The 15,384-nt window shown below is 54.1% G+C and carries 13 protein-coding genes; 6 read left to right on the top strand and 7 right to left on the bottom strand.

Annotated elements, in window-relative coordinates; genetic code table 11:
* Positions 1–61: 61 nt before the first annotated feature.
* Together ACO0U8_RS20215 and ACO0U8_RS20210 are read right to left on the bottom strand one after the other, a co-directional pair.
* A complete protein-coding gene (locus ACO0U8_RS20215) occupies positions 62–223 on the bottom strand; it encodes a hypothetical protein (protein WP_122095209.1) in 162 nt (53 codons plus the stop codon).
* Between the two features lie 262 nt (positions 224–485).
* A complete protein-coding gene (locus tag ACO0U8_RS20210) occupies positions 486–1,250 on the bottom strand; it encodes a DUF481 domain-containing protein (RefSeq protein WP_056770295.1) in 765 nt (254 codons plus the stop codon).
* A 449-nt stretch (positions 1,251–1,699) separates the two neighbouring features.
* On the opposite strand from ACO0U8_RS20210, the gene nadE reads away from it, so the two are divergent.
* Entirely contained in the window at positions 1,700–2,527 is an 828-nt protein-coding gene (gene nadE / locus ACO0U8_RS20205) for an ammonia-dependent NAD(+) synthetase (protein WP_122095207.1), read from the top strand.
* A 164-nt stretch (positions 2,528–2,691) separates the two neighbouring features.
* Complete coding sequence (locus ACO0U8_RS20200; protein WP_122095622.1) at positions 2,692–3,888, top strand: multidrug effflux MFS transporter; 1,197 nt, start codon at positions 2,692–2,694, stop codon at positions 3,886–3,888.
* A 9-nt stretch (positions 3,889–3,897) separates the two neighbouring features.
* Here the strand turns inward: ACO0U8_RS20200 and dadX are convergent, their stop codons facing one another.
* Both dadX and ACO0U8_RS20190 read right to left on the bottom strand, forming a co-directional pair.
* Positions 3,898–4,971, bottom strand: coding sequence for a catabolic alanine racemase DadX (dadX, locus tag ACO0U8_RS20195; protein ID WP_421671495.1), 1,074 nt, complete (start codon positions 4,969–4,971; stop codon positions 3,898–3,900).
* A 72-nt stretch (positions 4,972–5,043) separates the two neighbouring features.
* On the bottom strand, positions 5,044–6,345 hold the full coding sequence (locus ACO0U8_RS20190; protein WP_122095203.1) for a D-amino acid dehydrogenase: 1,302 nt from the start codon (positions 6,343–6,345) through the stop codon (positions 5,044–5,046).
* A 496-nt stretch (positions 6,346–6,841) separates the two neighbouring features.
* Between ACO0U8_RS20190 and ACO0U8_RS20185 the strand changes: the two genes are divergently transcribed.
* Together ACO0U8_RS20185 and ACO0U8_RS20180 are read left to right on the top strand one after the other, a co-directional pair.
* The gene (locus ACO0U8_RS20185) at positions 6,842–7,672 is read left to right on the top strand and encodes an alpha/beta fold hydrolase (protein ID WP_421671494.1); all 831 of its coding nucleotides are present in this window, start codon (positions 6,842–6,844) and stop codon (positions 7,670–7,672) included.
* Between the two features lie 240 nt (positions 7,673–7,912).
* The gene (locus tag ACO0U8_RS20180; protein ID WP_421671493.1) at positions 7,913–9,448 is read left to right on the top strand and encodes a SpoVR family protein; all 1,536 of its coding nucleotides are present in this window, start codon (positions 7,913–7,915) and stop codon (positions 9,446–9,448) included.
* A 101-nt stretch (positions 9,449–9,549) separates the two neighbouring features.
* Here the strand turns inward: ACO0U8_RS20180 and fadR are convergent, their stop codons facing one another.
* Positions 9,550–10,269 (bottom strand): fatty acid metabolism transcriptional regulator FadR, encoded by a 720-nt coding sequence (fadR, locus tag ACO0U8_RS20175; RefSeq protein WP_056770278.1) that lies wholly within the window; start codon positions 10,267–10,269, stop codon positions 9,550–9,552.
* Positions 10,270–10,511: 242 nt separating this feature from the next.
* On the opposite strand from fadR, the gene nhaB reads away from it, so the two are divergent.
* Together nhaB and dsbB are read left to right on the top strand one after the other, a co-directional pair.
* On the top strand, positions 10,512–12,062 hold the full coding sequence (nhaB, locus tag ACO0U8_RS20170) for a Na(+)/H(+) antiporter NhaB (RefSeq protein ID WP_421671492.1): 1,551 nt from the start codon (positions 10,512–10,514) through the stop codon (positions 12,060–12,062).
* Between the two features lie 182 nt (positions 12,063–12,244).
* Positions 12,245–12,775, top strand: a complete 531-nt coding sequence (gene dsbB / locus ACO0U8_RS20165) for a disulfide bond formation protein DsbB (protein ID WP_136376655.1) — start codon at positions 12,245–12,247, stop codon at positions 12,773–12,775.
* A 20-nt stretch (positions 12,776–12,795) separates the two neighbouring features.
* Here the strand turns inward: dsbB and ACO0U8_RS20160 are convergent, their stop codons facing one another.
* Together ACO0U8_RS20160 and ACO0U8_RS20155 are read right to left on the bottom strand one after the other, a co-directional pair.
* Positions 12,796–13,449: a DUF998 domain-containing protein gene (locus tag ACO0U8_RS20160; protein ID WP_414070989.1), complete on the bottom strand. Its 654-nt coding sequence runs from the start codon at positions 13,447–13,449 to the stop codon at positions 12,796–12,798.
* Positions 13,450–13,802: 353 nt separating this feature from the next.
* Entirely contained in the window at positions 13,803–15,380 is a 1,578-nt protein-coding gene (locus tag ACO0U8_RS20155) for an ABC transporter substrate-binding protein (protein WP_421671491.1), read from the bottom strand.
* Between the last annotated feature and the right edge of the window lie 4 nt (positions 15,381–15,384).

Below are 15,384 nucleotides of genomic sequence, written 5' to 3'. Positions count from 1 at the left end.
TCAATGTCAAAAGCCGGCACAGATGCCGGCTTTTTTGTTGTTCATGACAGTGTCATTTCGCTCATCCCCCTTTCAGGAAGTTAATCGCCAGTAGCAGCGGATCCTCCTGCTCACCGTTCATCTGCGGGGCTTCTTCTCTGGCGCGGGCAAGCCATAACGCCACCCGTGCCCGGCTGATTTCCTCCCCATTCGATGCAAACATCAGGCAGCACTCGCCTACCATTCTGCATGCTTCCTCAAATGCCAAATTTGAATTTTTCAGGCTGTGCTCCCGTTAATCTGCAAGACAATATGATGAGGTAGTTATCGGCAGATTTTGAGGAGAGTTTGTTTTTTTACCGAACTTTTACGTAATTTATTATTAAAGGAGGAAAACGTCGAGCAGTGTGGAAAGGAATGAACAGAGGTTTATCGCCCGTCACAAGCAAAAAAAAACCAGAAGATTGCTCCTCTGGCTTTTTAAATTCTTCTTCCCGGCGGGAAAATTACATGCCGTACACCAGGTTCACAGAAGTGACGGTGTCGGTTTTATCCGGCGCACTGGCGGGTGGTTTGGTGTTGTACGTCACGTCGTAAGCTACTTTCAAAGAGAAGTGGCTGTTGATGGCAACGGTCAGCGCGGTTTCGGAGTTCAGCGTGGTTTCATCGTTCGCTAATACTGAAACGCCCTGAGTGAACTTCGCGGTATCGCTGATCTGATAACCGTAAGTGCCTGAGCCGTAAGCCAGCGCACGGGTGGAATTGCCGCCTGCCTGGAATTCATCATGACGCACACCCGGACCTGCTTCCAGATTCAGCGTGTGGACCGGACCGCTCCAGATCTGACGACCGTAACCGACGGTGGCCACATCGCGCGCGCGATAACCGTTGTAGCGGTCACTCAGCCAGCTTGCCTGACCAAACAGGTAGTTAGCGTTGTCCATATTGTAACGGGTACGCGCACCGGCCTGATATTTCTCGGATGAACGGACACCGGAAGAGGAGGTGTTACGTGCAGAACCCCACAAGCTGTAAGCGGTGTTGGTATCAAACCAGGTCATGGTGGTATCGGCATTCAGCGTGGAGTTGCTGGTGTTACCGGTTTGTGCACTGTAACCCGCCTGAACATTCCCTACGAACGGCTTCTTCGCCTGAGCGGGATCATCTAACGCAGTGAAAATAGTAGTGTCTGCAAGGCTTGAGATACTGAACAGCGCTGCACCGCAGACTACGGCACACGCTGGTAAACGACGTACAACCCGAAAAAACATTTTGCTTCCCCAATAAGACTTAAGGCAAATAACGATATTGAACTACACGATTTATGCCATTAATTAGGATCCGTTAATCAAGCCTGGCAACTCCGTTTCGATGGCACATACATACAACTATTTTTACCGCAACAAATATAACGTACTCAGCCCGCGAGATCTTAATAAAGCGACCTTTTTAGACAGTTCCTAACCACTTATATTTTTTGCATAACTTCCTGCCATAAAAAAACGCAATCATTACACTTTCCCGCCTTGATTTTTCGTTTCAGGGCGTGAACGTCATGACCGCATCCTGAGGCGCAGAAGCGGCGTCCGGCAGCGTACAGATTTGCGCCGAACGATCTGCTGAATCTTGTCCTTTTGAGCGATGCGGGGTAGGTTTATCCTGATAACGTCTTATTTTTTGCCTCGGGTTCCTCGAAGGCAGCCTTCAGGAGGAGTGGTCAATGGCTTTACAACAAGAGATTATTCAGGCTCTGCACGTTAAACCGCAAATCGATGCCGCGCAGGAAGTGCGTGTCAGCGTCGATTTTCTCAAAAATTATCTGCTGGCCCATCCGTTTATTAAATCACTGGTACTGGGCATCAGCGGCGGGCAGGATTCTACTCTCACCGGCAAACTTTGCCAAACGGCAATTAGCGAATTACGTGCGGAAACTGCCGACGACAGCTATCAGTTCATTGCCGTGCGCTTGCCTTATGGCGTGCAGGCCGATGAATCCGACTGTCAGGATGCCATCACCTTTATCCAGCCGGATCAGGTCCTGACCGTCAATATCAAGAACGCCGTGTTAGCCAGTGAAGCGACGTTGCGCGAAATCGGTATCGAACTCAGCGATTTCATCAAGGGTAACGAAAAAGCCCGCGAACGCATGAAAGCGCAGTACAGCATTGCGGGCATGAAGAAAGGCGTGGTAGTCGGCACCGATCACGCGGCAGAAGCCGTGACCGGTTTCTTCACCAAATACGGCGATGGCGGCACCGACATCAACCCGATTTTCCGTCTGAACAAGCGTCAGGGGAAAGCGTTGCTCCGGGAAATGGGCTGCCCGGCGCACCTTTATACCAAAGCGCCAACGGCGGATTTAGAAGAAGACCGCCCTGCCTTGCCGGATGAAGTGGCGCTCGGCGTGACTTACGAACTGATCGACGATTATCTGGAAGGAAAAAAGATCGACGACTCTTCGGCGAAAATCATCGAAGGCTGGTATCTGCGCACTGAGCACAAACGCCAGCCGCCGGTCACCGTGTTCGACGATTTCTGGAAGAAATAATCACGCGGCAAATCTCGCGTCAGCACGGACAGGCTCTGCGTGTCCGTGCTTTTTCCCGCCCCGCTCTTCTCCCGTACCGCCCTGATTGTCACAAGTTGCTTTTCATTCATTAACTAAATCATTACCCTTATCGTCCTTTCGGATGACTGACAGTGATGTTTTCAATGCAAAAATTCCTTTTCCTGTTGCTGAGCATGGTATTGCTTGGCCCGCTCGGTATTGATTTATACCTGCCCGCCATTCCGGCAATTGCCGTGGGTTTAGACAGCTCAGAGGCAGTGATTCAGTCCTCCATTTCCTTATTCATTCTGGTCATGGGGCTGGGGCAACTGGTTGCCGGGCCGCTGGTGGATAAATTCGGTCGTCGCCCGATCGCGATTATCGGCGTGCTGGTCTATCTGGCGGGGGCAATTATCGCCGCCACGTCCGTGGCACCGTGGATGTTCCTGCTCTCGCGCGTGGTTCAGGGCCTGGCAGTCTGCTGCACCTCGGTGGTAATTTTCAGCGGCGTGCGTGATCGCATGAGCGGCAACGATGCCGCCCGCGCTTACGGTTTTCTCAACGGCACGCTGAATATTATCCCGGCACTCGCCCCGCTGATAGGTGGCCTGATTGCCCAGTTTTACGGCTGGCGTGCGCCCTTCTGGGCGCTCAGTGGCTATACGATCGCCATCCTGCTGCTGGTCATTTTCAAACTGCCGGAAACCCGCCCTGCGGATACGCTCACCAACCGCGGTCTGCCGTTCCGCCAGTACGCACGCATTTTATCGGATCCGCGTTTCATCACTTTTGCACTGGTCAATGCCGGAGCCATGGGCATGGCGCTGACCTACGTCTCGCTGGCGCCGACGGTACTGATGAACGTTGCCGGGCTTTCTCCGCTGGAGTTCTCCATCGTCTTTGGCGCAAACGGCTTCTGGATTATGGCGGTGAGCTTTGTGGCTAACCGCATTATCCGCAAGGTGGGACGTCCGGTGTGTCTGAAAACGGGGGGCATACTGATGTTCGCCGGTTGTTTAGGGCTGATTGCGGGGATCACGCTGGTTCCGCCGGCAGAGCAAACCGCCACCTGGTTATACATGTTGCCGGTTGCCAGCGCCTGTGCCGGACTGGCATTCCTGATGGGCCCGGCGACCAGCTACGCGCTCGAACCTTACTCCAGCGAGGCAGGTGTCGCTTCAGCGCTGGTAGGTTCAGTACAGATGGCCGGTGGCGCGATACTTGGGTTTATTGCGATGGCACTGCCGTTGCAGCCGAAGCTGAGCGTGGCGCTGGTCATGCTGGCGGGAGGATGTCTGGCGATGCTGGCGCGTCGCGCCAGCAAAAAATCAACGGGCAATCTGACCCGTCTGGAACGTTAATACGGCTGTTTATTCGACAGTCGTCACCGGTACGCGGGGGGCCAGCGCGGTCAGCAGCTCATAACCCAGCGTACCGGCCGCCGTTGCCACCTCATCCACCGGAAGATGATTCCCCCACAGTTCGACCGGTGCGCCAATCTGCGCCTGCGGGCATGGCGTTAAATCCACCGCCAGCATATCCATTGATACCGTCCCGACCGTGCTCGTGCGCACGCCGTCCACCCAGACCGGCGTACCGGAAGGCGCATGACGCGGGTAGCCGTCGGCATAACCGCAGGCGACCACGCCGATACGCTGAGCCTGCGCCGCCGTATACCGTGCGCCATAGCCCACGCGGTCGCCACTGTTCAGCGTCTGAATGCCGATAAGCTCGCTGCGCAGCGTCATAACAGGGCGCAGACCGGTACCGGCGATGTCCTGCCACTGCCCGCTCGGCGATGCGCCATACAGCACAATGCCCGGCCTCACCCAGTCGTAATGGGTCTGCGGATGCCACAGCGTCGCGGCAGAGTTCGCCAGACAACGCGGCCCGCCGATCCCTGCGCCAGCCCGGGCGATGACCTGCATTTGCGCGTCCACGCCTTCGGCGCTGTCGGCGGTGGCGAAGTGGCTCATCAGCGTGATTTCCCCCACCTGGCCGAGTTCCCGCAGCTTTTCCCACATCGCAGGAATACGCTCAGGGGCAAACCCCAGCCGGTTCATGCCGCTGTTCACCTTCAGATAGATGTTCACCGGGTGACTGACTTGCGCCTGCGCCAGCGCGGCAATCTGCCATTCACTGTGAATTGACGTGGTCAGGCGATACTGATCGAGGGTGGCGATATCTGCGGCGCTGAAAAAACCTTCGAGCAGCAGAACCGGGCCTTCCCAGCCTGATTCACGCAGTAAAATCGCTTCTTTAAAATCGAGTAAGGCGAAGCCGTCCGCGCCGGATAAACTTTTCCAGATACGTTCGATGCCGTGACCGTAGCCGTTGGCTTTCACCACGGCCCAGATTTTACTGTCCGGCGCGAAACCCCGGATGACATTGACGTTATGTGTGAGCGCAGAGAGAGAGATAGTGGCAGAAATCGGGCGAGGCATACCAGCTCCGGTAGTGATCAAAGTAACGCCGGTGCAGCACAGCGGCTGCACCGGCGGAAATGCGCATCGGGTTCAGCCCACCGGATGCATTTTATGCGGGCCCGCCGGGCGGGCAATGAAGTCCGGGCTGTAGCGCTCAACGGATAAATCATCAGAGGGGATAGCCGGCGTCACGCCGGACATAATGTCTGACAGCAACTGGCCGGAGCCGCAGGCCATGGTCCAGCCCAGCGTACCGTGACCGGTATTGAGGAACAGATTTTTGATGCGGGTGCGTCCGACAATCGGCGTGCCGTCCGGCGTCATCGGCCTCAGACCGGTCCAGAAAGTGGCCTGTTCGACATTGCCCCCGTTTGGGTATAAATCTTTCACCACCATTTCCAGTGTTTCGCGGCGCGCCTGCGCCAGCTTCAGGTTGAAGCCGACGATCTCCGCCATGCCGCCCACGCGGATACGGTCGTCAAAACGGGTAATAGCAATTTTGTAGGTTTCATCCAGCACGGTGGAAACTGGCGCAGAAGCAGGATCGGTAATCGGGATCGTCAGCGAATAGCCTTTCAGCGGATACACCGGAATCGACACCAGATCGGCCAGCAGCGCGGTGGAATAGGAACCGAACGCCACAACATAAGCATCTGCTTTAACGATGTCATTGCCGCATTGCACGCCGGTAATTTCGCCGTTTTCCACATGCAGCTTATCCACCGTGCGGTTAAATTCAAACACCACACCTGCCTGACGCGCCATCTCCGCCAGCCTGCGGGTAAACATCTGGCAGTCGCCGGTTTCATCGTTTGGCAAACGTAACCCGCCGGTCAGCTTGTGCGCTACCTGTGCCAGCGCGGGTTCTGCGCTCGCCAGCTGCGCGGACTCCAGCAGCTGATACGGCACGCCCGCATCTTCCAGCACGGCGATATCTTTCGCGGCGCTTTCAAACTGCTGCGCGGTACGAAACAGTTGTAATGTGCCGCCCTGACGCCCTTCATACTGAATGCCGGTATCTTCGCGCAGCGCTTTCATGCAATCGCGGCTGTACTCTGCCAGCCGGACCATGCGGCCTTTATTGGTCTGATAATGGTTCATGTCGCAGTTGCGCAGCATCTGCCACATCCATTTGAGCTGGAACTGCGTACCGTCGAGGCGGATCGCCAGCGGCGCGTGTTTCTGAAACATCCATTTCACCGCCTTGACCGGAACGCCGGGAGCCGCCCAGGGTGCCGCGTAGCCCGGTGAGATCTGCCCCGCATTGCCCGCGCTGGTTTCTTCTGCCGGGCCGGACTGACGATCGATAACCGTCACCTGATGACCCGCTTTTGCCAGATACCATGCACTGGCGACACCGACCACACCACTGCCTAAAATCACTACACGCATATCGACTCCACTCAACGCCCAAACAAAGCATAATATTCTGATGACAGGAAATTAACCTGACTGTTAAAAATCGCCAACACAGGCATTCATAACCGTGAGTTGTTTCACAATTATTTATCGTTCATACCAGCAAATTTATCAATAGGCGGAAATAAATAACGATATCACGCAACATTTATGCTGCGCAGAGAGAAACTTATGGTTTTATGAAAGCAATGACAGCATTGCTGTCACTGAGTTTTAAGGCCATCAGCCCGGCTTTCATAACGGACATTTATTCTTGTATACAAGCCATTTGTCAGAACAAACCACTACAAAGAAGTCGCGCAGTGATATTCCCTCATTTATTGCGCAGATTGCAGGGCAGACGCCTGTGGCGTTTATCACCCCGCTAAAATTTGCTGCAGATCACTTTTCCGGCCACAGGCGGAAAAATCTCCTACACTTCGATCGGTTCATGTTGAGCAACTTTTCATCCAGCCTGAGGGGACGATGTGTGAATAATTCAAACTTTCTGACACTTAAAGATGGTACGCAGTTGTTTTACAAAGACTGGGGAAGCGGGCAGCCGGTGGTGTTCAGCCACGGTTGGCCCCTGACTTCAGACGCCTTCGAAGATCAGATGCTGTTTCTGGCCAACAATGGATATCGCGTGATTGCAGCCGACCGCCGCGGGCATGGCCGCTCCTCGCAGTCGTGGGACGGCAACACTATGGATCAATACGGCGATGATATGGCCGAGTTAACCGCGTACCTCGATCTGAAAGACGCGGTGCACGTCGGGCACTCTACCGGCGGCGGTGAGGTCGCCCGCTACATTGGCCGTCACGGCACCTCGCGCGTGGCAAAAGTGGTGCTGATTGCAGCGGTGCCGCCGATCATGATCAAAACGGATTTTAACCCTGACGGTTTACCCCTTTCCGTTTTTGACGGCATCCGCGACGGTGTGCAGAAAGACCGCTCTCAATTCTTCCGCGATCTGCCCGACGCATTTTATGGTTTCAACCGTCCTGGTGCCGAGGTGTCCGAAGGGCTGCGCGAAAGTTTCTGGCTTCAGGGAATGCAGGGGTCCATCAAATCTCTGTATGACTGTGTGAAAGCGTTTTCGGAAACCGACCAGCGCGAAGATCTGAAAAAGATGACCATCCCGACGCTGGTCATTTACGGCGACGACGATCAAATCGTGCCGCCGGTGTCCTCCAGCGAAGCCGCGCTGAAACTTCTGCCGGACGGCAAAAGTAAAGTCTATGCGGGCGCATCGCATGGCCTGTGCAGCACGCACAAAGAGGAAATCAATCAGGATCTGCTGGCGTTTATCCGCAGTTAACCCCCCTCGCCGCCCCTGAACGCCACCCCCGCCCTGCCCGCAGGGCGTTTTTTATCCGGCAACCCGCACGTTGACAGCGCGCAGACCGGGGGATATAGAATGGCAGAGGAATGGATTTCTGGTGTTTATCAGGCAGCAAAATCAGATTGAGCTACGATTATTAATGGACGTGCGAAATCTTAAGAAAAGGTTGTGAATCAAACACTCTGTAGCGTCCATAACTGAATGAGGGTGCGGCTTATGACGACAGTGACCCAAAAGAAAAATACTGAGGACAAACGTCTTAGCGATGGACCGGACTGGACGTTTGATTTGTTGCAAACCTATCTCGCTGAGATAGATCGGGTAGCGAAGTCTTACCGGCTGGACACCTATCCCCATCAAATCGAAATCATCACCTCCGAACAGATGATGGATGCCTACTCCAGCATCGGCATGCCCATCAACTATACACACTGGTCGTTCGGCAAAAAATTCATCGAAACCGAGCAACTCTACAAACACGGCCAGCAAGGTCTGGCGTATGAGATCGTCATCAATTCCAATCCCTGTATCGCCTATCTGATGGAAGAAAATACCATTACGATGCAGGCGCTGGTGATGGCTCATGCCTGCTACGGGCATAACTCTTTCTTTAAAAATAACTACCTGTTTAAAAGCTGGACCGACGCCAGTTCCATTGTCGATTATCTGCTGTTCGCCAAACGCTACATCAGTGAGTGTGAGGAGCGTTACGGTACTGATGAAGTGGAACGGTTGCTCGATTCCTGCCACGCGCTGATGAATTATGGCGTTGACCGCTATAAACGTCCGCAAAAAATCTCGCTGCAGGAAGAGCTGGCGCGACAAAAAAGCCGCGAGGAATATCTGCAAAGCCAGGTGAATACGCTGTGGAAAACCCTTCCGCGCAAAGACGCCATCGATGCACCGGAACAGGCGCGCCGTTTCCCTTCCGAACCGCAGGAAAACCTGCTGTATTTCATGGAAAAAAATGCCCCGTTGCTGGAGCCGTGGCAGCGCGAAATTTTACGCATCGTGCGCAAAATCAGTCAGTATTTCTATCCGCAGAAACAGACTCAGGTGATGAATGAAGGCTGGGCGACTTTCTGGCATTACACCATCCTCAATCATCTGTATGACGAGGGGAAAGTCTCTGACCGTTTCATCCTGGAATTCCTGCACAGCCACACCAACGTGGTATACCAGCCGCCTTATAACAGCCCGTATTACAGCGGGATCAACCCTTATGCGCTGGGCTTTGCGATGTTCCAGGACATCAAGCGCATCTGTCAGGAACCGACCGAAGAAGATCATTACTGGTTCCCGGACATTGCCGGATCGGACTGGCTGACCACGCTGCATTTCGCGATGCGTGATTTTAAAGATGAGAGTTTCATCAGTCAGTTCCTGTCGCCGAAAGTGATGCGTGATTTCCGCCTGTTTACCGTGCTCGATGACGATCACAATAACTATCTGGAAATCGCGGCGATCCACAATGAAGAAGGCTACCGCGCTATCCGTCAGGAGTTATCAGCGCAATATAATCTGAGCAATCATGAACCTAACATTCAGGTGTGGAACGTCGATTTGCGCGGGGACCGTTCGCTGACGCTGCGTTATATCCCGCAGGATCGCGCGCCGCTGGATAAAAGCCGCCGCGAAGTGATGAAGCACGTTCATCGTCTCTGGGGCTTCGATGTGTTTATCGAGCAACTGAACGCCGATGGCAGCGTCGAACTTTTGGAGCGTTGCCCGCCGCGCCCTGCACCGCTCTGACGGGCGAACGTCTGCGATGAAAAGAGTCTGTTCAGGCATTAAAAAAGGGCGCTAAGCGCCCTTTTCTCATTTTACTGTTCAGACCTGACGGACTGAATTTTTTACTTCTTTTGATCGGTAAGATCACCCGGCATGGTGCCTTGCATACTGTGCCAGATTTCACCGCTCTGACGGCCATAATTGCGCACGCAATCCACAATCTGCTCGTAACTTTTTTCGTGGCAGATGTCTGACAATTTCTTGTAGAACGCGATAGCCAGTTTACGGGCTTCAGGATTGGAGAAGTAATAACGCCCGACGCGCGTGTACAAACCGCGCAATCCGTTGATGATCAGACCGTAAATCGGATTGCCAGACGCAAACGCCAGGCCGCGGAAAATGTCGTAATCCAGCACGGTAAAGGCTTCGGCCTGGTCTTCAACCACCTCGGCGGTAGCCAGCACTTTCTGCGTCTCTTCCGGGTTAGTGCGCATCGCTTTGCGGATGAAAATTGTCGCGATATTGGTACGCACGGAAAGAAGATTGTCGATCAGCTGCGGAACACTGTCGTGATCCAGACGCGCCAGCGTTTCAAGAATATTCAGGCCGGAGGTTTCCCAGAAGTTGTTCACTTTCGTCGGCTTACCGTGCTGAATGGTCAGCCAGCCGTCGCGGGAAAGACGCTGTAACACTTCACGTAAGGTCGTTCGGGTTACCCCAATGAGTTCTGAAAGTTCTCTTTCAGCCGGTAAGATTGAACCGGGCGGGAACCGACTGTTCCAGATGCTTTCGATGATATACTCTTCGGCAAAACCGGCAGGACTTTGTGCCTTAATAACCATGTGTTTGTCGTTCCGTTTGGGGCATTTATTGGGGGTAAAGTTGAGCTCATCATACCAGATGAAAATCCCCGGTTATAGGCCGCAGTGACAGGCAATGTGGAAACTGTGCAGGGGTTGGCATAAATTTAAATTTTTGAATCACTTATTGCCGCTGTCTGCCCCGTCATTGCTAAATTAATTATGATGCTATTTGATTAACCATTTGAAATATAAATGATAATAACAGGAGCCTTTGGGGAAATATGGAAACCACCTTCACGCGCGCGTTTATAAAAAACTTTCTGGGTCAGTCTCCCGGTTGGTACAAAATCACTATTTTGGTCTTTCTGATTGTTAATCCGCTGGTTTTCTTCCTGGTCAGCCCCTTTCTGGCGGGCTGGTTACTGGTGGTGGAATTTATTTTCACGCTGGGCATGGCGCTGAAATGTTACCCGTTACAGCCCGGCGGTTTGCTGGCTATTGAAGCGGTGATGATCGGCATGACCAGCGCAGAGCGCATCCGTGAGGAGATCTCTGCCAATCTGGAAGTGATCCTGCTGCTGATTTTCATGGTGGCCGGTATCTACTTCATGAAGCAACTGCTGCTGTACGTCTTCACCAAGCTGCTGTTAAACCTGCGCAATAAAATCGCGCTTTCCCTGGCGTTTTGTTTTGCTGCAGCGTTTCTTTCCGCCTTCCTGGATGCGCTGACGGTGATCGCCGTGGTGATCAGCGTGTCGGTCGGGTTCTATTCCATTTATCACAACGTTGCCTCGAACCAGCCTGAAGACGCCGGGATCAGCGACGACAGCGCCTTTACCGGGAACACGCAGCGCCAGGCAATCCTTGAGCAGTTCCGCGCCTTTCTGCGCAGCCTGATGATACATGCCGGTGTCGGCACGGCGCTCGGCGGCGTGATGACCATGGTGGGGGAACCGCAAAACCTGATCATCGCCAAAAGCGCAGGCTGGCAGTTTGCCGACTTCCTGATCAGGATGTCGCCGGTCAGCGTACCGGTGTTTATCTGCGGGTTTATTGTCTGCGCGCTGGTCGAGCGTTTCCGCTGGTTTGGTTATGGTGCGCAGCTGCCGCAGCCAGTCTTTGAAGTCCTGAAAAAGTTCGACCAGAAAAACAGCGAAAACATGACGAAACAGGAGCAAATCAGGCTGGCCGTGCAGGCGCTGATCGGCGTCTGGCTGATTGCCGCGCTGGCATTTCATCTTGCCGAAGTCGGCCTGATCGGGCTTTCGGTGATCATCTTTGCCACCGCGTTCTGCGGCGTGACCGATGAACATGCCATCGGCAAAGCCTTCCAGGAATCGCTGCCGTTTACCGCCTTGCTGACGGTCTTCTTTGCCGTGGTCGCCGTGATCATCGAGCAGCACCTCTTCAGCCCGATCATTCATTTCGTTCTTCAGGCTGCCCCGTCGAACCAGCTGTCATTGTTCTATCTCTTTAATGGCCTGCTGTCGTCGGTGTCAGATAACGTGTTCGTCGGCACGGTTTACATTAACGAAGCCAAAGCCGCGCTGGAAAGCGGCGCTGTCAGCCTGCAACAGTTCGAGCTGCTGGCGGTGGCGATCAACACCGGCACCAATCTGCCGTCGGTGGCGACGCCTAACGGACAGGCGGCATTTCTGTTCCTGCTGACGTCTGCGCTTGCGCCGTTGATCCGCCTCTCTTACGGAAGAATGGTGTGGATGGCGCTGCCTTATACGGTGGTGATGACGCTGGTCGGCCTGCTGTGCGTGCAGTACCTGCTGCCGGGAATGACGGAGTGGTACACGCAGATGGGATGGATTTCGCTGGCCTGATGGCGCAGGCGCAAGACCCGGTAATTTCTGATGCGTATGCCGTGGAGGAAATTACCGAAATTAAAAGTCGAATTCTCCGAATTCACGCAATTATTTACCTAATTTTCATGCAGACAGGCTGGCAGCGGGAAGCAATTGGTTTACACTGCGTCTCAGTAGCTAACTGCAGGGAAAAAATTTCTATGTTGCAATATCTTAACCGCTGCTCACAGGGACGCGGTGCCTGGCTTCTGATGGCACTGACCGCGCTGATCCTTGAGCTGGTTGCGCTCTATTTCCAACACGTCATGTTGCTTCAACCATGCGTCATGTGTATTTACGAGCGTTGTGCTTTGCTGGGTATTCTCGGTGCCGGTCTGGTGGGTGCCATCGCGCCTGCTACCTGGTTGCGTTACGCCGGTATTCTGATTTGGTTATACAGTGCTTACGAAGGGATCCGCCTGTCATGGGAACACACCATGATCCAGCTGCACCCCTCTCCGTTTGCCACCTGTGATTTCGCCGCGCGCTTCCCGACCTGGCTGCCTCTGGACAAATGGTTCCCTGGCATGTTCGTTGCCACCGGTGACTGTGCAGAAAAGCAGTGGGAATTCCTGACACTCGGCATGCCACAGTGGCTGGTCGTGGTGTTCAGCGTATTTATGATTATCGGTGTGCTGGTGCTGCTGGCTCAGTTTGTGAAGCCGAAACGCCGCGATTTGTTTGGCCGTTAATCTGCAAATACCGTTCTGAATTAAGCGCCTGCGGGCGCTTTTTTTCGTCTGAGCAACCACAAACCGGTGCACACCTGCCATGCGGTGATGGTGTAAACCGACAGGCGTTCAATCAGGCCTGTTGGCAGTACGTCCAGCGAAATCGTCATCATGCTGATGAGGCCAATGCAGCCGGACAGCAGACTCAGCGCCGAAAATATCTCCCACCCTGAAATACCACGCTTCATCCACCCTGCGCTCAGCAGGCAAACATTTCCGCCAGCGATCGCCAGCACGGCGCCCGTCTGATGCAGTGTCACGCCGCCAGTGCCACCGCCGCTGTGAAAGAGTGCGATGAGCACGCCGCCCAGGCCGTGCAGCAGCCCGAAAAACAGAAACAGCGCCTGCCCCTTTTCATGAAACACTGCCCTTAACAGCCAGCAGGCGATGAAAAATAAAACGCCTTCCAGCGCAAATCCGCTGTTCATCAGGCCATGAAGCGGGGAGCAAATGTCGCGTCCGTCCGCCGTCATACCGCACGATGCGATCCCTAAATCACTGATGTAATTCTGACGATAAGAATAGTCAGGTGCGCGCCACGCCAACGCACTGATTTTCTCCGCCACGACATACTGCAATCCGCCCAACGCCAGGCAGAGCGCCCCGCCTTTTTGCCACCCTGTGAATGTCTGCATCCGCACCTTCTTTCTGACCTGATGCTGTGATTCTAGCGTAAGTTCAGGCAGTTGCCCGCGGGGCAAAAAAAAGCGTCCAGTTAGCGCTCAGTTTTCCTGAACGCTAACGGACGCCTTTTTGATAACTTTGATCAGCCTTCCGTGGGGTGAACCCTGTGGAATAAATAATGCAGCTTCTATGCCAACTCACTGTGAATTCACAAACACCTGATTTGTCAGTGCTTTGACTACAAGCTGCAAGATCACAGCTTTACTTCTTGCACACTTTATCGACATTTAATCAACAAATTCCCTGCTGATGTGCAGCGTTGATAAAAAGTGCAACGTCGGTGATACCTGTATTACTGTCAAAATTACTCTTTCGTAATCGAATCGAGATACAACTGGCTACCCGCCACATTCTGGCTTGCGCCCTTCACGTTATCGCGGATTGCCACCAGCAATTTACTCTGTAGCGCCACAACAAACGGTGAACTGCGTTGCAACTCGCGCTGTAAATCTGCATAGAGCGCTTTGCGTTTGGTCGGGTCGGACTCTGCCGCTGCCGCACGCGTTTGTTTACTGATTTCCGGGATCACCCACTGAATGCGCTGCGCCAGGGTTTTTGGCCCGTTGGGCACGTTATAAGCGAAGGTACTGGCGTTGGTGTTCGGATCGAGATAATCCGCGCCCCAGTAGGTGAAGATTGACTGGAATTTATGCGCCCGCATGCGGGTCAGCACATCGCTTTCCACCAGCGGATGCACCACAAGATTGATATCGGCTTTGGCAAAACTGGCCTGCAACGCCTGAGCAATATCGGAATACGGTGGCTGGTTAATGACGATCAAATCGATTTTAGTCCCCGGCGCAATTCCGCCTTTGCTGAGAATCGCTTTGGCTTTTGCCACGTCATATTTAAACGGCTGATCGTCAATCGCCCCCGCCAGACCGTCCGGCAGGAAGGTCTGATGAATGCCGTATTGCCCTTTCAGCAGTTCGGTTGAAATCCCCTGATAATCCACCAGCCAGCGGGCCGCTTCCCACAGTGCCGGATTCGCCAGCGCCGGTTGGGTGGTGTCACCGACATTAAACGCCAGATAGAACACCTTCGCCGCCGGGAACTGCGCCACGTGCACGCCCTTCTCGTTTTGCAGCGAGCTGAACTGATCCGCACCTAAATCATAGGCCACATCGGCGTCGCCATTGACCACCAGCAGACGACGGGTGGACGGATCGCCCACGTTTTTAAACAGTACGTTCTCAAGCCTTGCCAGCGGTTTCGCGTTCGGATTACGTTTAAAGATCAGCGCTTCGTGCGGCACATAGTTACGCACTACATAGGCGCCGCTGCCCGCCGAACGGGAGCGCAGCCAGCTGTTACCGAAATCGTCTTTATCGGTGTGTTCTTTCAGCAATTTGCTGTCGACGATCCCCGCCACCGGTGCAGAGAGAATACTCAGCACCAGACCGCTGCCGATATCCGCAGACCAGGTCAGCTGCACTTTATCGTCAGCCAGCTTTTTCAGATTGCCGTCAACATTTTCCGGCGTCCATCCCAGCTCTCCGAGAATAAACGACGGGCTTTTATTGAGTTTGACGACGCGGGTAAACGAATAGATCACATCATCGGCGGTGACCGGATTGCCGCTGGAAAATTTCAGTCCCGGCTTGAGGGTAAAAATCAGGCTACGCCCGTCCGCCCCCGCCTGCCAGCTGGCGGCGATATCGGGATCGAGCTGGTCCGGATGCTGGCGGTCAGACACCACCAGTTGCTGATACAGGTTAACCAGATTGCCGGAGCTGACGGTTTCAAAACTTTCCGCCGGATCCAGACTGATGATCCCTTCCAGCGACCCCGCCACCACCAGCGTATCGGCTGGCGTCGCCGCATCCACACGGGTTACCGCCATCATGAGTAAAAATAACAGGGAAGGCACTCGTACTTTCATTAAG

This window comes from Rahnella sp. EDr1-12 (assembly GCF_049206505.1).
Lineage (GTDB): Bacteria > Pseudomonadota > Gammaproteobacteria > Enterobacterales > Enterobacteriaceae > Rahnella > Rahnella rivi.
This window is presented reverse-complemented; position numbering and strand designations above follow the sequence as displayed.